Origin of the sequence: Streptomyces sp. NPDC020996 (assembly GCF_040641355.1) — a bacterium.
Classification (GTDB): Bacteria; Actinomycetota; Actinomycetes; order Streptomycetales; family Streptomycetaceae; genus Streptomyces.
Genome location: NZ_JBFADM010000065.1, coordinates 1 through 17,488 on the forward strand (window position 1 = coordinate 1; position 17,488 = coordinate 17,488).

Annotated in this window: 16 protein-coding genes; 8 read left to right on the forward strand and 8 right to left on the reverse strand. The window is 73.1% G+C overall.

The features are described from left to right. Window positions 1–111: 111 nt before the first annotated feature. The 3 genes from AB0G63_RS32145 to AB0G63_RS32155 form a co-directional block, all read right to left on the reverse strand. Window positions 112–732: a hypothetical protein gene (locus AB0G63_RS32145; protein WP_360757518.1), complete on the reverse strand. Its 621-nt coding sequence runs from the start codon at window positions 730–732 to the stop codon at window positions 112–114. After that, complete coding sequence (locus tag AB0G63_RS32150; protein WP_360757520.1) at window positions 729–2,429, reverse strand: PHP domain-containing protein; 1,701 nt, start codon at window positions 2,427–2,429, stop codon at window positions 729–731. The genes AB0G63_RS32145 and AB0G63_RS32150 overlap by 4 nt, the downstream gene beginning before the upstream one ends. A 235-nt stretch (window positions 2,430–2,664) precedes the next feature. Continuing rightward, window positions 2,665–2,979: a hypothetical protein gene (locus AB0G63_RS32155; RefSeq protein WP_360757523.1), complete on the reverse strand. Its 315-nt coding sequence runs from the start codon at window positions 2,977–2,979 to the stop codon at window positions 2,665–2,667. 260 nt (window positions 2,980–3,239) lie between these two features. Between AB0G63_RS32155 and AB0G63_RS32160 the strand changes: the two genes are divergently transcribed. Beyond that, window positions 3,240–3,749: a hypothetical protein gene (locus tag AB0G63_RS32160; RefSeq protein ID WP_360757524.1), complete on the forward strand. Its 510-nt coding sequence runs from the start codon at window positions 3,240–3,242 to the stop codon at window positions 3,747–3,749. A gap of 63 nt (window positions 3,750–3,812) precedes the next feature. Here AB0G63_RS32160 and AB0G63_RS32165 read toward each other — a convergent pair whose 3' ends face one another. Further along, window positions 3,813–4,583, reverse strand: a complete 771-nt coding sequence (locus AB0G63_RS32165; RefSeq protein ID WP_360757526.1) for an SDR family NAD(P)-dependent oxidoreductase — start codon at window positions 4,581–4,583, stop codon at window positions 3,813–3,815. A gap of 325 nt (window positions 4,584–4,908) precedes the next feature. On the opposite strand from AB0G63_RS32165, the gene AB0G63_RS32170 reads away from it, so the two are divergent. From AB0G63_RS32170 to AB0G63_RS32190, 5 genes are all read left to right on the forward strand, one after another. Beyond that, window positions 4,909–5,205: an antibiotic biosynthesis monooxygenase gene (locus AB0G63_RS32170; RefSeq protein ID WP_360757528.1), complete on the forward strand. Its 297-nt coding sequence runs from the start codon at window positions 4,909–4,911 to the stop codon at window positions 5,203–5,205. Window positions 5,206–5,222: 17 nt separating this feature from the next. Next, window positions 5,223–6,338 carry an ABC transporter permease gene (locus AB0G63_RS32175; protein ID WP_360757531.1) on the forward strand — a complete coding sequence of 372 codons (1,116 nt, stop codon included), beginning with the start codon at window positions 5,223–5,225 and terminating at the stop codon, window positions 6,336–6,338. After that, window positions 6,335–7,051: an ABC transporter ATP-binding protein gene (locus AB0G63_RS32180; protein WP_360757534.1), complete on the forward strand. Its 717-nt coding sequence runs from the start codon at window positions 6,335–6,337 to the stop codon at window positions 7,049–7,051. Before AB0G63_RS32175 ends, AB0G63_RS32180 begins: the two co-directional genes overlap by 4 nt. Before the next feature lie 27 nt (window positions 7,052–7,078). Beyond that, complete coding sequence (locus AB0G63_RS32185) at window positions 7,079–7,660, forward strand: helix-turn-helix domain-containing protein (RefSeq protein WP_360757536.1); 582 nt, start codon at window positions 7,079–7,081, stop codon at window positions 7,658–7,660. Between the two features lie 77 nt (window positions 7,661–7,737). After that, on the forward strand, window positions 7,738–8,310 hold the full coding sequence (locus tag AB0G63_RS32190; RefSeq protein WP_360757538.1) for a TspO/MBR family protein: 573 nt from the start codon (window positions 7,738–7,740) through the stop codon (window positions 8,308–8,310). Here AB0G63_RS32190 and AB0G63_RS32195 read toward each other — a convergent pair. Genes AB0G63_RS32195 through AB0G63_RS32205 form a run of 3 tightly spaced genes read right to left on the reverse strand, consistent with a single transcriptional unit; the run spans window position 8,263 to window position 11,577 of the window. Further along, window positions 8,263–8,595 (reverse strand): helix-turn-helix domain-containing protein, encoded by a 333-nt coding sequence (locus AB0G63_RS32195; protein ID WP_360757541.1) that lies wholly within the window; start codon window positions 8,593–8,595, stop codon window positions 8,263–8,265. The two genes, AB0G63_RS32190 and AB0G63_RS32195, sit on opposite strands and share 48 nt — an antisense overlap. Window positions 8,596–8,626: 31 nt before the next feature. Next, a complete protein-coding gene (locus AB0G63_RS32200; RefSeq protein WP_360757543.1) occupies window positions 8,627–9,781 on the reverse strand; it encodes an enolase C-terminal domain-like protein in 1,155 nt (384 codons plus the stop codon). Next, window positions 9,778–11,577, reverse strand: a complete 1,800-nt coding sequence (locus AB0G63_RS32205; protein WP_360757546.1) for a thiamine pyrophosphate-requiring protein — start codon at window positions 11,575–11,577, stop codon at window positions 9,778–9,780. The genes AB0G63_RS32200 and AB0G63_RS32205 overlap by 4 nt, the downstream gene beginning before the upstream one ends. Window positions 11,578–11,978: 401 nt before the next feature. Between AB0G63_RS32205 and AB0G63_RS32210 the strand changes: the two genes are divergently transcribed. Together AB0G63_RS32210 and AB0G63_RS32215 are read left to right on the forward strand one after the other, a co-directional pair. Next, window positions 11,979–13,361, forward strand: a complete 1,383-nt coding sequence (locus tag AB0G63_RS32210) for a sigma-70 family RNA polymerase sigma factor (protein ID WP_360757549.1) — start codon at window positions 11,979–11,981, stop codon at window positions 13,359–13,361. Window positions 13,362–13,486: 125 nt separating this feature from the next. Beyond that, window positions 13,487–15,220, forward strand: a complete 1,734-nt coding sequence (locus tag AB0G63_RS32215) for a glycoside hydrolase family 15 protein (RefSeq protein ID WP_360757552.1) — start codon at window positions 13,487–13,489, stop codon at window positions 15,218–15,220. A gap of 22 nt (window positions 15,221–15,242) precedes the next feature. Here AB0G63_RS32215 and AB0G63_RS32220 read toward each other — a convergent pair whose 3' ends face one another. Beyond that, the gene (locus tag AB0G63_RS32220; RefSeq protein WP_360757553.1) at window positions 15,243–17,045 is read right to left on the reverse strand and encodes a thiamine pyrophosphate-requiring protein; all 1,803 of its coding nucleotides are present in this window, start codon (window positions 17,043–17,045) and stop codon (window positions 15,243–15,245) included. Window positions 17,046–17,488 lie beyond the last annotated feature (443 nt).

The window sequence follows — 17,488 nt, forward strand, 5'->3', positions numbered from 1 at the left end:
CACCTCGTCGGCGCGGACGTGACGCCGGAGGACTTCGAGGCGGAGCCGAACCGGTTCGACATCCCCGACTACGTGATCGGTGAGGGACGCCGACAGGGGGTGGGGCCGTCGTCAGGCGTGGTCCGCGCAGCAGGGTGTGGGCTCGGGCACCTCGAAGGGCGCGAGGGTGCCGCCGGCGGCCGGGACCAGGGCGAGGGCCAGCCGCCCGTCACGCCATTCGGGCCGTACGTGGTCGCGGGTGTGCACGGGGGTGGCCGGGTCGGGCCCCGGCCCGTCGGCCGGCGCTCCGACCACCGTGAGCCGGTCGACGGCGGTCAGGGCGAGCAGGTCGGCCACCGTGACGGTGCCGGTGAGGTGCTCGACTCCGGGATAGAGCACGGCCCGGCCGCCGCGCCGGGCGGCGTGTTCCGCGGCGGCGAGCGCGGCCGTGCGGGCCGCCGTGAGCGGCCCGTGCGTACGGTCCCCGAGCGCCGCGCCCAGTTCCGGCATGTCCAGGGCGGCCAGTCGCCGCCATGCCGCCTCGGCCGCGCCGGCGTCGGGCGGGGCGAGGGAGACGGCGGTGCCCCGCCGGTCCTCGGTGCGGATCAGGTGGGTGCAGGCGATCGTGCCGGCCGGGAGTCCGAGCCGGTCCGCCAGCTGGTGGACGAGGTGGTCGGCCTCGCGCAGGCTCGCCGTCCCGGCGTCCACCCCGATGACGGGGCGGACGCCGGACACGGTGTGGGGTGCGGTCATGCGGGCAGGACCCACATCGGGTTGGAGTAGAACCACAGGTCCTTCCACGGGTCCGCGTCGCCGAGGACGTCCATGGCGGGGCCGGCCGGGTCGACGGAGGAGCCGCCCAGGCCGACGGCGGTGCGGTTGCCGTCGGTGCCGCGCAGCCGCACGTACACCGGCTTGTCCACGGGCCCGAGCGAGTACGTCAGACGGACCGCGCCGGTGGCCTTGTTCACCTCGAAGGACTTCACGACCTTGGTGTTCGGCGTGGTGAAGGTGTCCTTGTCCGACACCGGCCCTGTGACATCGCCCTGGATGACGTCGACGCGGGCCAGCGTGGGCACGAACTGCGCCCAGTTGGGGCCGTTCGCGAGGCTGATCTCGACGACCAGGTCGACCTCGCTGCCGCGGCGCACCTGCAGCATCCCGCCCAGGGTCACCGCCCGGCCGTCGGAGCGCAGTTGCGCGTTCAGGCCGCTGATCAGTCCGCCGTGGTCGACCCAGACGCGGCCGGCCCGGATGCCGTCCATGACCGCCTGGTAGGAGAAGGACGCGGCGCCGACATGGGTACGGGAGTACTGGCCGGGCCAGTAGTCGCCGTCGGTGAGGTTGAGCCCGCCGCCGTAGACGGGGTCGTTGTAACGGCCGTTGCCCGCGAAGTCGCTGTTCGGACCGCGGACGGAGTTGTCGGCGTAGACGCTGTGGGAGTCGGAGTTGGCGGTGATCCACCAGGGCTTGCCCTCGGCGAGCAGGCTGTCCCACAGGCCGCCGACGGTGGCGGTCATCCAGTCGAAGCCGCCCCAGGTGCGGTAGCTCTCCAGCGGGTACGCCGCGAACGAGTCGGCGCTGGGGCTGTTGTCGTAGTATCCGCGCCCGGAACCGGGGCCGTTCGGGGCGGCGATGCCGGCGGCCTGGTGGCCGGGGGCGCCCTCCATGCCGACCGCGATCGAGGGCTGCGCGTCCCGCCAGCCGCGGATCTCGTGCGGGGAGTCGATGCCCTTGCGGGCCGGGTGGTTGGCCAGGAGCAGGGCGTCCTTGACCTTGCGCCGCTGCACCTGCTCGGCGAGGAAGTTGATGCCCGCGATGGCCAGCGCCTCGTTCGTGGCCGTGCCGGCGGTGGCGCCCTTGACGCTGCCGTCGAAGGAGTTCTCGAACTCCTTCAGAACCGCGACCTCGTTCTTGCCGGGGTGGACGAAGACGGTGCCGTGCTCGGCGGCCGGGATGTTCCACTCCAGGCCCTGGAAGACCAGCGTGTCCTCGATCTGGTCACGGGCGGCGACGATGTCCGGATTGACCTTCTCCACGCCGATCTTGGCGTGGGTGACGCTGCCGTGGTCGGTGATGACCATCCAGTCCAGGCCGTGCGCGTTCGCCTGACGGACGTGGTCGATGACGCGGTACTTGCCGTCCGAACTGTGCTGGGTGTGGATGTGGTGGTCACCGGCCAGCCACAGGTACCGGCCGGAGCGTGAGGTGTGGGTGGCGGGCATCGCCGCGGTCGACGCGGCCGCCTCTCCCGCGCCGCTGAGCACGCTGCCCGCCGCGAGTCCGGCGCCGAGCAGCCCGGCGCGGCGCAGCATGGAGCGGCGCGAGTGCTGGCTGGGCGTCAACTCCTCGTCGGGGATGGACGTGTCGAGGGCGGGCGGCAGGGACGAGAGGTCCTCGTCCCCGTGGTGATGGTGGTGGTGATGGCCGTGGTCGTGGCCGTGGCTCATGTTCAACTCCCGCGGGACGGCAGGCGCGTACGTGCTGGGACGCGCCAAGTGTGAGAAGCCCGCGTGAACGCCTGGGGGCTGAACGATGCTGGGGCGAGGAACGCCTGATGTGCAGCGAGAGCTTTTCGGCCACCGGCGCCTGGCCGACGGCCCTGGCGGGCCGGTGCGGCCGCGGCGGCCCGCCAGGATCACGTGGTGGGCGGCTCACGGCCCGCCGGGAGCACGGGCGGGACGCTCACGCGTCCCGGTCGGTGCCCCGCAGCCAGGCCCTGCCCTGCCGGCTGATGATCACCCAGCCGTCCGACGCGCTGTAGCGCAGGTCGTCCACGAGGTACATGTGGTGGCGCAGCCAGGCCACGGCCTCGCTCACGGCGCCCATAGCGGCCGGATCCTTGCGGTGCTGTCTCCGCATCGACCGCACCCAGTTGTCCAGGTTCAGCGGCGGCTTGTCCAGATCCAGGTCGCTCAGCAGCAGGCGGGCCAGCTCGTCGACGGGCAGCGCCGTAAGTTTCTCACCGGGCATGGCGAGCAGGGCAAGGCGGCTTGACATGAGGCACCTCTCGGAGGGTGGTTGAAGGCAGCAGGGAGCGCAGGGTCGGCAGTGGCGTCGGTCCGGACATCCGGACGGTGATCGCCGGAGAGAAGATAACCACGCACAAGGTGTCGTGTGTATCCGATCGGTCGGCCTGGACCCGAGCGCGATGCGGGCAGGTCGGTGCGGTCGGGCGTGTAACCTGTGCACGCCCCCCACGCACACGGATCGATCCGTCGTATCCGCCGTGACCGACGTATCAGGGGATGAGGGGCCAGATGGAGCGGTTGTACAAGCGCGGCAGCAGATCCTGCGGACCGCAGGACATCGAGCCGGACACGCGTGCCGCGATCGCCGCGCACGCGGAGGAGCGTTCCCTCGGCGACGTCCTGGCGAACGCGGTGGCCTGCTGTGACACCGTGAGCACGCGCCTGTACAAGACGGGGCTGTTCTCGCGGCTGAAGGGCATGTCGGATCCGGACCCCGAGCATCGCACCGTCGCCCTGTTCACCCCCCGCCACCTGGTGGTCGCGGTGACCCGGGCGTCCACCGGCACCACCGTCATGTCCGCCCGGCTGGACGGCATGAGCCTGTCCGGCCGCAACGCCGTGGCCGACCGCTTCCCGGGCCATGGCCGCGCTCTGGAGGACAGCGGCATCAGCATCAATGCCCACTGGTCCCGGCACCCGGAGTACGGCGCCTACTACGTCGCTCTCGGCGACGACGACGCCGGGCGAGACTTCCTCGACGCGCTGCGCAAGGCGGTCGCGGCGGCGCAGCAGAGCTGATCCGCGGTCAGGCGGAGCCGGCGTGCCCGCACCGGCTCCGCCCAAGCCGGCACCAGGATCGATTCAGGGCCGGGGCCAGGTCTCGGGGAGGCCGTGGCCGCCGTCGGCCACGAGGACCGAGCCGGTGACGAACGAGGCCGACTCGTGCGCCAGGAACAGCACGCAGGCGGCGATCTCCTCGGGCGTCCCGCTGCGCCCGATCGGGCCCGCCGCGGCGGCCTCCGCCTCGAACTCCAGCTGTGAGCCGGTCGCGACATAGCCGGGCGCCACCACGTTCACGGTGACGCCGTCCCCGACGACTTCCAGGGCGAGCGCCCGGCAGAGCCCCACCAGTCCCGCCTTCGCCGCGGTGTACGTGGCCTGCCCGGGCATCGCGTTGACCGTGCCGGTGGTGGAGCCGATGGAGACGATGCGGCCGTAACCGGCCGAGCGCATCGGGGGAACGACGGCCCGGGACATCAGGAAGGCCGTCGTGAGGTTGCGGGCCAGCGCCGCGTCCCACTCGGCCAGCGACAGGGCGGCGACCTCCTCCTCCGCGTCCCAGCCGGACGTCACCGACGTCATGCCGGCGTTGTTCACCAGCACGTCCAGCCGGCCCCAGCGCCCCAGCGCCGCCTGCACCAGTGCGTTCGCGCCCTCCTCGGCGGTCAGGTCGGCCACGACGCCGACGGCGGCCTCACCGATCTCCGCCGCGCGCTGGTGGATCCGCTCGGACGTGGCGCCCAGCACCACCCGGCAGCCCTCTGCCGCCAGCGCCCGGGCGACGGCCATGCCGATGCCGTCGGGGGCGCCGGCGCCCGTGACGATCGCCACGCGATCTCGGAAGCGGGCCATGGCCGTCACTGTTCACCCTGTCTTTCCTGCGTGCGGTCTGCTTCTCATGCCTCGACCGCCGCAGCCTCGTCGGAGCGCATGCCGACGTCACTGTGCCTGAGTCTTCGGTGCTCGCACAAGGCCGGACAGAGGGAAAGCGCACTTCCGCGACCCGTTCGTCACTGATTCCGTGGCCGAAGCGGTCAGATCGTGCCGGATACGTCATCCAACAGCCCGCATCAAGGTTGCTGACGCTCACGTCGGGAAACGCGTTAGGATGCTGACATGGGTGTCGGCAAAGTGTTTGCCGGACGGCCTGTTCCCGTTGTGAGAGATGGAGATGGACATGTACACGGTGATGAACCGGATCCCGGTCCCCGCGCCGGCCGCGGCGGCGTTCGAGGAGCGCTTCACGGCGAGCATGCGTGAGACGCTGTCCGGGGTCGACGGGCTGCTCTCCGCACGCCTGCTGCGTCCGGGGCAGGCGGGGGGAACCTACGTCGCGGTGATGGACTTCACCACCGAGGACGCGTTCACGGCCTGGACGCGGTCGGCGGCGTTCCGCGCGGCGCACGGGCCGTCCACGCAGGGGATGTCCAGCGAGGTGGAGACGTTCGAGACCGTCGCCGCCGTCGGCGCCTGAGCCGGACGGATCCGCACATGTTCCTCGCCATGCGTGACCTGCGGTTCGCCCGCGGTCGTTTCGCGCTCGTCGGTGCCGTCGTCGCCCTGATCGCGGTACTCGGCGTCATCCTGTCCGGACTCGCCAGCGGCCTGGCCGACGCCGGCATCTCCTCCCTGCGCGCCCTGCCGGTGACGCACCTCGCCTTCTCCAAGTCCGCCTCCGGAGAGCTGTTCTCCCGCTCCACCGTCACCCGCGAGACCTGGCAGGCCTGGGCCGGCCGGCCAGGGGTGCGCAAGGCCGAGCCGCTCGGCCAGCAGCTCGCGCACGCGCAGCTCGCCCGCGGCCACAAGCAGCTCGACCTGGCCGTCTTCGGCGTACGGCCGAGCGGCTTCCTCGCCCCGAAGCCCAGCACCGGCGCGCCGCTGTCCTCCCGGCCGGACGGCATCCTCATCAGCGAGGAGATCGCCGCGGACGGCGTCAAGATCGGCGACCGGCTCACCGTCGGCGGCGCGGACACCGAGCTCACCGTCGTCGGCACGATCGGTCACGCCTCCTTCGGCCACGTCGGCGTCGTCTACGCGCCGCTGCCGCTGTGGCAGAAGCTCCACTACGGGCTCCCCGGCCCGCTTCCGGCCGCCGCCACCGACCAGGCGACCGCCGTGGCCCTCCAGCTGTCCTCCGGCGCCGACGTCGCCGCGATCGACCGCGAGCTGGGCACCCACACCACCGACAAGACCGGCGCCTACGCCGCCTCCCCCGGCTACACGGCCGAGTCCAGCACCATGTCCCTGATCCGCGGCTTCCTCTACGCGATCTCGGCGCTGGTCGTCGGTTCCTTCTTCACCGTGTGGACCATCCAGCGCCGCCAGGAGATCGCCCTGCTCAAGGCGATCGGCGCGAGCACCGGCTACATCCTGCGCGACGCCCTGATCCAGGCCGCCGCCGTCCTCACCGCCGCGACCGCCGCCGGAACCGCCGTCGGGCTGGCCCTCGGGGGAGCCATGAACGGCTCGGCGCCCTTCGCGCTCAAGCCGGACCAGGTCACCATGGCGGCGGTCCTCCTGATCGTCCTCGGCCTGGCCGGCGCCGCGGTCGCGGTCCGCCGCATCACCAAAGTGCAGGCCCTCACCGCCCTCGGAGCCGACCGATGACCATCCCCTCCCCCGCCTCCGCGGCCGCCGGTACCCACCCGGCCCCCGCGTCCCTGCGCCTGACCGACGTCACCCTGCGCCTGGGCAGCGGCCAGCAGCAGGTGACCGCCCTCGACCAGGTCAGCCTGACCGTCTCCCCCGGGCAGTTCCTCGCCGTCACCGGGCCCTCCGGCTCGGGCAAGTCCAGTCTGCTCGCGGTGGCCGGCGGCCTCCAGACGCCGTCCCAGGGCACCGTCCACGTCGCCGGCACCGATCTGACGACGCTGAAGGAACACCAGCGCACCGCCCACCGACGGCACCACATCGGCTACGTCTTCCAGCACGCCAACCTGCTGGCCTCCCTCACCGCCCGTGAGCAGCTCCTGCTGCCCGCCCACATCGCCGGGAAGCTGGACGCCGCCGCCCGCCGCCGCGCCGACGAACTGCTGGAAGCGGTCGGCATGACACAGCGCGCGGACCGGCGCCCGCACCAGCTGTCCGGCGGCGAACGCCAGCGCATCGGTCTGGCCCGGGCGCTGATCCTGGCCCCCGAGGTGCTGCTCGTCGACGAGCCCACCTCCGCCCTGGACCGCGCCCGTGCCCGCGACGTCGTCGACCTGCTCGCCGAACAGACCCGGGTGCACAACACCGCCACGGTCATGGTCACGCACGACACCGAGATACTGGACACCGCCGACCAGGTCCTCACCCTGCGGGACGGCCGGCTGACCTGACCAACACTTCGGAAGGCAACCCGCACCATGCCCAAGATCAGTGCCGCAACCGTCGCCGAGCACCGCGCCCAGCAACGGGCCGCACTGATCCGGGCCGCCACCGACATACTGGTCGAACAGGGCGCCGCCGCCGTCACCCCGGCGGCGGTCGGCGCCCGCGCCGGGCTGGCACGCTCCAGCTTCTACCAGTACTTCCCCTCCAGCGCCGCGTTGCTGGCCGCCCTCGTCGAGGAGTCCTTCACCGCCGCCAACACCGCCATCGCCGAGTCGCTGGAAGGCGAGGCCGAGCCGGCCGCCCGGCTCGACGCCTTCATCCGCACCGAACTCCACCTCGCCGCCCAGGGCATGCACCGCCCCGCCGCCGCACTGATGCGCGCCGACCTCCCCCGCGAATGCCGCGACCGCGTCCAGGAGCTCCACCAGCTCCATTACGCCCCCCTGCTGAGCGCCATCGCCGAGGCCGGCCCCACCAACCCGCGGCTGACCACGCAGCTCGTCGGCGGACTCCTCCAGGCCGCCATGACGGCCGTCGAGAACGGCGCCGACCCGGACGACGTCGGCGAGCACACCCTGACCTTGCTCCGGCTCGGCCTGCACGGACTGCGCTGACCACCCGTCCGACCTGTGGGCTCCCCCGCCGGAACGGGTACACGTACAGGGCCGCCCGACCGACCACGGAGGTACGCATGCACCTGACGGCAGCGTTCACGGCGCACCCGCCGGCGAATCGAGCGAAGACGTACGCGGCCACGGCGGGCGCGGTGGCCGCGACGGCCGTGTTGGGCGGGCTGGCGGTGGACGCCGACAGCCCCTGGTACCGCGGGCTGGAAAAACCGCGCTGGCAGCCGCCGAGCCGGGCGTTCGGCTTGGTATGGACGCCCCTCTACGCCTCGATCGCCGCCGCGTCGGGCCGGGCGCTGCTGCGGGCGCGGCCGGAGCAGCGCCGTCGTCTCATCGGCAGCCTGGCGGGCAACCTGGTGCTGAACGCGGGCTGGAACTGGCTGTTCTTCGGCTGCCGCAGTACCCGCGCCGGGCTGGTGGGAACGCTCCTGCTCGACGCCGGCAATGTTCACCTGATCCGGCGTACGGCCGCCGCGGACCGGCCGGCCGCACGGGCACTCCTCCCCTACGCGGCCTGGTGTCTCTTCGCCACGGCGCTGAATGCCGACATCGCCTACCGCAACCGAGCCCGGGGCGCGGGCCGAGAGCGGTCACCCGGCCGCCTGTCCCGGCACGCAACCGCAGTGTTCCCCCGGTGAGACACCGCCCGGGGCCTCGACCCGGACGGCCCGCGCGGTCTCCCGGTACTCGCTGGGCGACAGCCCGGTGGCCGCCCGGAAGGTGCGGGTGAACTCTGCGGGACGGGGAAATCCCCACCGGGCGGCCACGAAGCGGATGCTGTGGTGGGCCAGCGAGGGGTCGGCGAGGTCGCGTCGGCAGCGGCTCAGCCGCTGTTCCCGGACGAAGGCCGAGACGGTGGTCCCCTGCTGCGTGTCCAGCGGCGGGGCGGGCAGCGCGGCGGCGGTCTCGTACGGCCGCGACACGGCGCAGGCGCCCTTGTCACGGGCGGGCCGGTCAGGCGGAGCGCGCTCCGTACACGCGGTAGGGCTCGGCGTCGGCCCATTTGACCTCCAGTCCGAGGCCGGGCCGTCCGGGGTCGGGCCGCAGGGCGCCGCCCTCGGGCGCCAGGGTGCCGTCGAACAGCAGCCGCTCGACGCGGACGTGGTCGTGGAAGTACTCCAGGTGCCGCAGCCGGCGTACCGCGCAGAAGACGTGGGCGGAGAGCGCAGGGGCGCAGTGGGCGGACAGATCGAGGTGGCGGGCCACCGACAGGCCGGCCACCTCCAGCACCGCCGTGATGCCTCCGCAGCGGGTCACATCGGCCTGCAGGCAGTCCACCGCGGGGGGCTCCAGGAGATCGACGAAGTCCCGCGTCGTGAAGGCGTATTCGCCCGCCGCGATCTCCAGGCGCTCCGGGCCCCGGTCGCGCAGCATGCGCAGCCCGTCCAGGTCGGCCGAGCTGACGGGCTCCTCCAGCCATCGCACGTCCCACTCGTCGTGGAACCTGCGCGCCCAGTACAGCGCCTCCTTGCGCTCGAGCGCGCCGTTGGCGTCCGTGAGGATCTCCGGCTCGTCGCCGACCGCCCTGCGGACGGCCGTCAGCCGCTTCGGGTCGCGCCCCGGATCGCGCGAGGTCTTGAGCTTCACCCGGGGGATGCCCTGGCCGACCCATCCGGCGAGCTGCTCGGTGAGCCGGTCGAGCGGGTAGTTGGTGAATCCGCCGCTGCCGTAGACCGGCACCCGGTCGTGGTAGGCGGGCAGGAGACGGATCAGCGGCAGGCCCAGCAGTCTCGCCTTGAGGTCCCACAGCGCCACGTCGGCCGCCGAGCGGGCCATGGCCCCGACACCGGGCCGGCCCGCGTTGCGGATCGCCGTCCCCATGCGGTGCCACAGCAGCGGCGGCGCGGTGACGTGCTGCCCCTTCAGCAGCGGGGCGAGCTGCGAGACCACGAAGGACGCGACCGACACGTCGCCGTAGGTGTAGCCGAGTCCGGTGGCGCCTCCGGCGTGCACCCGGACCAGGACCACGGTCGTGGCGTCCCACTCCAGCGTCCCGTCCTGTTCCCTGCCGTCGGGGCCGTCGGTGGGCACCTCGAAGGCGTGCACGTCGACCGCGTCGATACGGCACTTCTCCAGCCCCGCCGCTCCGGCGGACGCGGCATCGGTCATGAAGACCGCCCCGGCACGTGCGCCACCGCCTCGGTGATCTTCTGGCGCACGCCCTTCGCCGCGATGCCCACGCCCTCCGGATCCCGCACGGCCGCCTTGGCGGCCTTCTTGGCCTGGGTCTCCATGATGTGCGGCGGGATCGGCGCGATCTCCGGATCGACCTTGAACTCCAGCACCACCGGCCGGTCGCTGGACAGCGCCTCGTCCCACGCCTTGCCGATCTTCCTCGGCTTGTCGCAGTACACGCCCTTGAGGCCGATGAGTTCGGCGTACCGGGCGTAGGGGATGTCCGGGATGGCCTGGGAGCCGGGGAACCTGGGGTCGCCGGCCATGGCGCGCTGTTCCCAGGTGACCTGGTTGAGGTCCTGGTTGTTGAAGACGCAGAAGACCAGCGGTGCCGGACCGGACAGCCGGTCCAGGTACCGCTTGACGGTGATCATCTCGTTCATGCCGTTCATCTGGAAGGCGCCGTCCCCGATGAAGGCGATGACCGGCCGGTCGGGGTGGGCGAAGCGGGCGGCGATGGCGTACGGGGTGCCCGGCCCCATGGTGGCCAGCGTCCCCGACAGGGACGCCTGCATCCCCCGGCGCAGTTTCAGGTGGCGCGCCCACCAGTTGGTGCCGGAGCCGGAGTCGGCGGTCAGGATGACGTCGTCCGGCAGCCTGGGCGAGAGTTCCGCGGCCACCGCCTCCGGGTTGATCGTCTTGCCGAAGTGCTGGTCGGCCCGCTTCCGGCAGATCGTGTTCCACTCGGCGACGTCCTTCTCGATCTTCTTCCGCCAGCCGCGGTCCTCCTTGCGGCGCAGCAGCGGCAGCAGGGCCCTGAGGGTCTCCTTGGCGTCCCCGACGAGGTGGGCGTCCATCGGGTAGCGGATACCGATCATCCGCCCGTCGATGTCGATCTCCACGCCGTGGGCCTGGCCCTCGTCGGGCAGCCACTCCGAGTACGGGAAACTGCTGCCGATCATGAAGAGGGTGTCGCAGCCGCGGATCATGTCGTCGCTGGCCTTGCTGCCGAGCAGGCCGATGGGTCCGGTGACGAACGGGAGGTCGTCGGGCAGCACCTCCCGGCCCAGCAGTGCCTTCGCCACCCCCGCGCCGAGCAGTTCGGCCGCCTCGACGACCTCGTCCTCCGCGTGGGCGGCCCCCTGGCCGATGATCATGGCGACCTTGCGGCCGGCGTTCAGGACGCCGGCCGCCCTGCGCAGCTCGGCCTCGTCGGGCAGCAGCAGCGGGCGGCTCCAGCCGACGCTGGAGAACACCGACCCGTGCTCCTTGGGCGGCGAGGGCTGGGCCTCCTCTTCCTGCACGTCGCTGGGGATGATGACCGTGGCGACGCCGCGGGTGGTGAGCGCGGTCTTGAACGCCCGGTCGACGACGTGCCGGACCTGCGCCGGGTGCGAGACCGTCTGGCAGAACTCGGACACGTCCGCGAACAGCTGCTGAAGGGCGATCTCCTGCTGGTAGTGGGCGCCGAGCGACAGCCGCTTCTGCTGGCCGACCACGGCGACGACGGGCTGATGGTCCAGCTTGGCGTCGTACAGGCCGTTGAGCAGATGCACCGCGCCGGGCCCCGACGTGGCGACGCAGCAGCCGACTTCGCCGGTGAACTTGGCGTGGGCGCACGCCATGAACGCCGCCATCTCCTCGTGCCGGGCCTGGATGAACTCCGGCTCCCCCTGCGCCCGGTCGAAGGCGCCGAGCAGCGCGTTGATCCCGTCGCCGGGATAGCCGTACACCCTGTGCACGCCCCACTCCCGCAGGCGCTGCAGCACGAAGTCGGCGACCAGCGTCATGACGTACTCCCTCGGACGCAGCTGTGATGTGACCAGTGGGTGACCCCCGGCCCGGACGCGTAAACGGGGCGGCACGGTCCGCCACTCCCCTGGACCGGGGACGGTGACCCGCCGGACCGGCGCGGGGATCGCCCTGCCCGGCCCGGGCCGGCCGCCCCCGTCACCCCGTTGGCGGCCGACTCCTCGCGGCCCCCGGTCACGGTGTGTTTCATGGCATCCGTAACGGGTGACGTGCACGGACCGGGTGGACAGCCCGGCTCCCCGAGGGGCCTGGCCGGCCACGCCCCGGCACCGACGACAGCAGCGTCACCTGAGACCGCCGGCCGCCGCCGCTCTCCGGGCGGCGGTGCGCGACGGCATCCGCCGCCGCCCGCCAGCCGGCCCGACCCCTGCGGAGTCCCATGTCTTCCTCAGCCGCCGGCCCGCTCCGGCCCCGCGACGCCACCGCCGCGGCGGAACCGTCCTCCGAGCGGTTCGACGAGCTGATGCGGGAGATGGCGGAGCAGCCTCCGGGACCCCGGCGCACCGCGCTGCGGGACCAGGTGCTGGTCCTGCTGCTCCCGCTGGCCCGCCGGGTGGCGCGCCGCTACCGGAACCGCGGGGAGGACCTCGACGACCTGGTCCAGGTCGCCTCGCTCGGGCTGGTCAAGGCCGTCGACGGATACGACCCGGCACTCGGGCACGCCTTCCTGTCGTACGCGCTGCCGAAGGTGACCGGTGAGCTGCGGCGGCACCTGCGCGATCGCACCGCGGCCGTGCGGCTTCCCCGCCCGCTGCACGAGGCGAGCCGCCAGGTCTTCCAGGCCGTCGAGGAACTCGAGCAGCGCCTCGGCGGCTGCCCGCCCACCCCTGAGCAGATAGCCGAGCACACCGGGCTCGAACCCCAGCGCGTGCTGTCCGCGCTGCGTGCGGTGCACGAGTGCCGCCCGCGTTCCCTGGACGAGCCGGCGGCGCACGACCAGGACTCCCCGCTCGCCTGCCTGATCGGCGCCGAGGACGCGGCTCTCGGCCGGGTCCTCGACACCCTGACGGTGACGTCCCTGGTGAAGCGGTTGCCGGAGCGGGACCGCCGGGTGCTCTTCCTGCGTTTCTACCGGGAACAGACCCAGCAGCAGATCGCGGACGTCATCGGTGTCTCGCAGATGCAGGTCTCGCGCATCCTGCGGCGCTGTCTCGAACGGCTGCGGCAGGCCCTGCTGGCGACCGAGCCGCTGGCCGCGGACGGCGAGCGGGCGCAGCGGCCGGTCACCGCCCGGCCCGCCCGGCAGGCGTCGCCGCCTCGCCGTCCCCGCCGTCCCCGCCGTCCGCGCCCTTCGCGCCCTTCGCGCCGCCGGGCGGAGCCGGCGCGTCCCGCGGGGCCCGCCGGTCCGGCCCGCGCGGCAGCGGGCCCCGCGGCCCGCGCGGAGCCGGGCCCGGACCGTGCGGGCAGCGGGCGGGCCGCCTCCGCTCGCAGTACCGGTGTCCGCCGGGCACGCGTCGCGCACGGCCACCCGGATCGCCTGGCGCGGCGGTCCGTCCGCTTCCGCGCGGTGTCGCTGCGCGCCTGCCCGGGAAGGGGCGGGGACGGCGCCTCCCGCGGCAGCCGCCGGACGCGGGTCGGGGCCGTGCGGCGAACGGCGGGGGCACGGCGAGCCGCCGCGGCCGCGCACGCCGCACAGCCCGGCGACACCGCGCGGCCCGGCGAGACCGCACGGCCCGGCGAGACCGCACGCCCCGGCGAGACCGCGCGGCCCCCTCCTGCCGCCGTGTGCCCGCAGAGACAGCTCCGGGACCGCGGAAGGTGACCGGTCACGGACCGACGGCGCCGGGGTGGTCGGCGGCCGGACGACCGGCACGACGTCGTCGGCAGCCGGACGACCGGCACGACGTCGTCGCACCGCCCGCCGCACAGCCCTCCGGGTGAGGTGTCATGAAAGACAGATCGCACAGGCCGACGGCGCCCGACCGGGCCTGCCTGCCGCATGTCCTGCGGGAGTACGCCGTCATCGCCGACGGCGAGCGCGGGGCGGTGGTGGATCCGGAGGGCAGGATCGTGTGGCTGTGCGCCCCGCGCTGGCACAGTGACGCGGTGTTCTCGGCCTTGATCGGGGGCGCCGGGCACTTCACGGTGGAGCCCGCGGATCGTTGGCATGTGTGGGGCGGCGCCTACGAGGAAGGCACCCTCATCCACGTGAGCCGGTGGGTGAGCGCCGACTCCGTGATCGAGTGCCGCGACGCCCTGGCGATGCCGGCCTCGGCCGACCGTCTCGTCCTGCTGCGCCGGATGCGGGTCGTACGGGGCGAGGCACTGCTGCGGCTGGAACTGGAGCCGCGTCCGGGCTTCGGCGCGCACCGGATGCGGGACCCCCGCCTGGAGGGGGACGCGTGGACCGCCTCCGGCGAGGGGCTGCGGCTACGGCTGCTCGGTGCCCCCGGCGCGTCGTGGCATCCGGACACCGGACTGCGCGGTGAGTTCCGGCTGCGCCGGGGCCAGGAGCACGACCTCGTGCTGGAACTGTCCACCGGCCCCGGCCGGCATCGCCTCGACCCGGCGGAACTGTGGCGGACCACCGAGCGGGAGTGGCGGCGCGCCGTACCGGACTGCTCCGCCCTCGCCGCCCCACGCGACGCGGCGCACGCGTACGCCGTCCTGCACGGGCTGACCAGCTCCGCAGGCGGCATGGTCGCGGCCGCCACCACCTCCCTGCCGGAGCGCGCCAACACCGGGCGCAACTACGACTACCGCTACGCCTGGCTGCGGGACCAGTGCTACGCGGGCCTCGCGGTCGCCGCGCACGGGCCGCACGAACTCCTCGACCGCGCCGTACGGTTCACCGCCGACCGCATCCTCGCCGACGGCGACCGGGTGCGGCCCGCCTACACGGTCTCCGGGGAGCCGATGCCCGAGGAGCGCGCGCTGTCGCTGCCCGGCTACCCGGGCGGCAGCGACCGGATCGGCAACCACGCGGCCGCGCAGTTCCAGCTCGACACCTTCGGCGAGGCGTTGCAGCTGTTCGCGGCCGCCGCGCGTCACGACCGGCTCACCGCGGACGCGGAGGCCGCGGCGCAGGTCGCCGTCGACGCCGTGGAACGCCGCTGGTCGGAGCCCGATGCCGGGCTGTGGGAGCTGGAGAACCGGTTCTGGACTCATTCGCGGCTGAGCGTGGTGTGCGGACTGCGCCGGATCGCCGACACCGTCCTGGCGGAGACCCGCCGGCGCTGCCTGCACCCGGACGGGTACTGGCGGCGGGCCGCGGACGACGACGGGCCCGAGGCGGCGCTGCTCGTGCCGCTGGCGCGGGGCTGCGCGGACGCCGGCGACCCGAGCGCCGCGCGCACCCGCGACCGGGTCGAGGACCGGCTGGCCGAGGACGGATACCTGTACCGCTTCGGTCATGCCGGGGAACCGCTCGGCGAGGCCGAGGGCGCCTTCCTGCTGTGCGGGTTCCACATGGCGCTGGCCGCCCACCGCCTGGGCGACCCGATCGGCGCCTTCCGCTGGTTCGAACGCACCCGGGCGGCCTGCGGGCCGCCCGGGCTGTTCGCGGAGGAGTACGACGTGCGTCAGCGTCAAATGCGGGGCAACCTGCCCCAGGCGTTCGTCCACGCCCTGCTGCTGGAGTGCGCGGTCCGCCTCGGCGGGGCGTCGACCGAGCCGTGGTGAGCGCGCCGGCCGCGTTTGCCGCTCATGAGCGCCCCCGGCCCGGCAGGTGCTCGGCGTACTGGGTGATCTTCTGCCGCACGCCCTTGGCGGTGATCCCGGCCTTCTCCGGATCGTGCAGGACCGCCTTGGCGGTCTTCCCGCCCTGCTCGGTCATGATGTGCGGCGGGATCGGCGCGATCTCCGGATCGACCTTGAACTCGAGCACGACCGGCACCGCGGAGGCCAGGGCCTCGTCCCAGGCGGCACCGATCTTCTTCGGGTCGTCGCACACGATGCCCTTGAGTCCGATCAGCTGGGCGTAGGCCGCGTACGGGATGTCGGGGATGGTCTGCGATCCGGGGTACTTCGGGTCCCCGGCCATGGCCCGCTGCTCCCAGGTGACCTGGTTGAGGTCATGGTTGTTGAACACGCAGAAGACCAGCGGCGGGGGGCCGGCGAGGCGGTCGAGGTACCGCTTGACGGTGATCATCTCGTTCATGCCGTTCATCTGGAACGCGCCGTCGCCCACGAACGCGATGACGGGGCGGTCCGGGTAGGCGAACCGCGCGGCGATGGCGTACGGCGTGCCCGGGCCCATGGTGGCGAGGGTGCCGGAGAGCGAGGCCCGCATGCCCTGGCGCAGCTTGACGTTGCGGGCCCACCAGTTGGTGCCCGAGCCCGAGTCCGCGGTCAGGATCGCGCCGTCCGGCAGCCTGGACGACAGTTCGGAGGCGACGGCCTGGGGGTTGATGGTGTCGCCGAAGTGCTGGGCGGCCCACCGCTCGCACAGGTCGTCCCACTCGCGGACGCCCTTTTCGATCTTCTCCCGCCACGAGCGGTCCTCATTGCGCCGCAGCAGGGGGATGAGCGCCTTCAGTGCCTCCCTCGCGTCCGCGACGAGGTGCGCCTCCATCGGGTAACGGATGCCGATCATGCGCCCGTCGATGTCGATCTCGACACCGCGCGCCTGGCCCTCGTCGGGCAGCCACTCCGAGTACGGGAAGCTGCTGCCGACCATCAGCAGGGTGTCGCAGCCCCGCATCATGTCGTCGCTCGGCTTGCTGCCGAGCAGGCCGATGGGACCGGTGACGAACGGCAGGTCGTCGGGCAGTACCTCGCGGCCGAGCAGGGCCTTGGCGATGCCGGCGCCGAGCAGTTCGGCCACTTCGAGGACCTCTGCCTCGGCGCCCGCGGCGCCCTGCCCGACCAGCATGGCCACCTTGTCGCCCTCGTTGAGGATGTCGGCGGCCCTGCGCACTTCCGCGGGGTCCGGCAGCACCCGCGGGCGGCTCCAGCCCACGCTGGAGAACACCGAGCCGTGCTTCTTCGGCGGCGAGGGCTGGGCGTCCTCCTCCTGCACGTCCTCCGGGATGATGATCGTCGCGACGCCGCGGGTGGTGAGCGCGGTCTTGAACGCCCGGTCGATGACGTGCCGTGCCTGCGCCGGGTGCACGATCATCTGGCAGAACTCGGACACGTCCGCGAACAGCCGCTCCAGATCCACCTCCTGCTGGTAGTGCGCGCCGAGACTGAGCCGCTTCTGCTGCCCCAGCACGGCGACCACCGGCTGGTGATCGAGCTTGGCGTCGTACAGGCCGTTGAGCAGGTGGATCGCGCCGGGGCCCGAGGTGGCGGTGCAGCAGCCCACCTCGCCGGTGAACTTGGCGTGCGCGCACGCCATGAACGCGGCCATCTCCTCGTGCCTGACCTGGATGAACTCCGGCTCCCCCTTGGCCCGGTCGAAGGCACCCAGCAGTGGGTTGATGCCGTCGCCCGGATATCCGTACACGCGTTCAACGCCCCACTCGGTCAGGCGTTGCAGTACGTAGTCGGCCACTTCGGTCATGGACTTCTCCTGAGCGAACGGTGGGAACAGTGCGGCCCCCGGGGTGCCTCCGGCGCCGGCCGGTAAAACCCACCGCGGCCCGCAGCGGTCACCGGTCGTAGGCAGCTCCCGCCGGGCCGGCTCGCGGACCGGGAACACGTCCACCGGATCCTCGCTCTCTCCTGCTGCGACGGCCGCGCGGCCTGGACGGCCTGGACGGTCCGGACGGTCTGGGCGGCCTGAGCGGCCTGGGCGGCCTGGGCGGAACGGCGGAAGTACCGCGCGCGTGGGTGACGAAGGCGGAGCGGGAGGGAAACCGTGTCCGGAAGGCAGGACGTGGACGGCCGGCAGGACGGAGAACCGGTGATGGCAGCCACCACCGCGGACACCCGGGGCGCGTACGGCGACGCCGGGCAGCCTGCGACTGCCCGGCATCGTCCTCGGAGTGGGCCTCGGCGGGTTCG

Coding starts and splice junctions, on each gene's coding strand:
- AB0G63_RS32145 (WP_360757518.1), bottom strand. CDS start 732: ATGACCGCACCCCACACCGTGTCCGGCGTCCGCCCCGTCATCGGGGTG.
- AB0G63_RS32150 (WP_360757520.1), bottom strand. CDS start 2,429: ATGAGCCACGGCCACGACCACGGCCATCACCACCACCATCACCACGGG.
- AB0G63_RS32155 (WP_360757523.1), bottom strand. CDS start 2,979: ATGTCAAGCCGCCTTGCCCTGCTCGCCATGCCCGGTGAGAAACTTACG.
- AB0G63_RS32160 (WP_360757524.1), top strand. CDS start 3,240: ATGGAGCGGTTGTACAAGCGCGGCAGCAGATCCTGCGGACCGCAGGAC.
- AB0G63_RS32165 (WP_360757526.1), bottom strand. CDS start 4,583: ATGGCCCGCTTCCGAGATCGCGTGGCGATCGTCACGGGCGCCGGCGCC.
- AB0G63_RS32170 (WP_360757528.1), top strand. CDS start 4,909: ATGTACACGGTGATGAACCGGATCCCGGTCCCCGCGCCGGCCGCGGCG.
- AB0G63_RS32175 (WP_360757531.1), top strand. CDS start 5,223: ATGTTCCTCGCCATGCGTGACCTGCGGTTCGCCCGCGGTCGTTTCGCG.
- AB0G63_RS32180 (WP_360757534.1), top strand. CDS start 6,335: ATGACCATCCCCTCCCCCGCCTCCGCGGCCGCCGGTACCCACCCGGCC.
- AB0G63_RS32185 (WP_360757536.1), top strand. CDS start 7,079: ATGCCCAAGATCAGTGCCGCAACCGTCGCCGAGCACCGCGCCCAGCAA.
- AB0G63_RS32190 (WP_360757538.1), top strand. CDS start 7,738: ATGCACCTGACGGCAGCGTTCACGGCGCACCCGCCGGCGAATCGAGCG.
- AB0G63_RS32200 (WP_360757543.1), bottom strand. CDS start 9,781: ATGACCGATGCCGCGTCCGCCGGAGCGGCGGGGCTGGAGAAGTGCCGT.
- AB0G63_RS32205 (WP_360757546.1), bottom strand. CDS start 11,577: ATGACGCTGGTCGCCGACTTCGTGCTGCAGCGCCTGCGGGAGTGGGGC.
- AB0G63_RS32210 (WP_360757549.1), top strand. CDS start 11,979: ATGTCTTCCTCAGCCGCCGGCCCGCTCCGGCCCCGCGACGCCACCGCC.
- AB0G63_RS32215 (WP_360757552.1), top strand. CDS start 13,487: ATGAAAGACAGATCGCACAGGCCGACGGCGCCCGACCGGGCCTGCCTG.
- AB0G63_RS32220 (WP_360757553.1), bottom strand. CDS start 17,045: ATGACCGAAGTGGCCGACTACGTACTGCAACGCCTGACCGAGTGGGGC.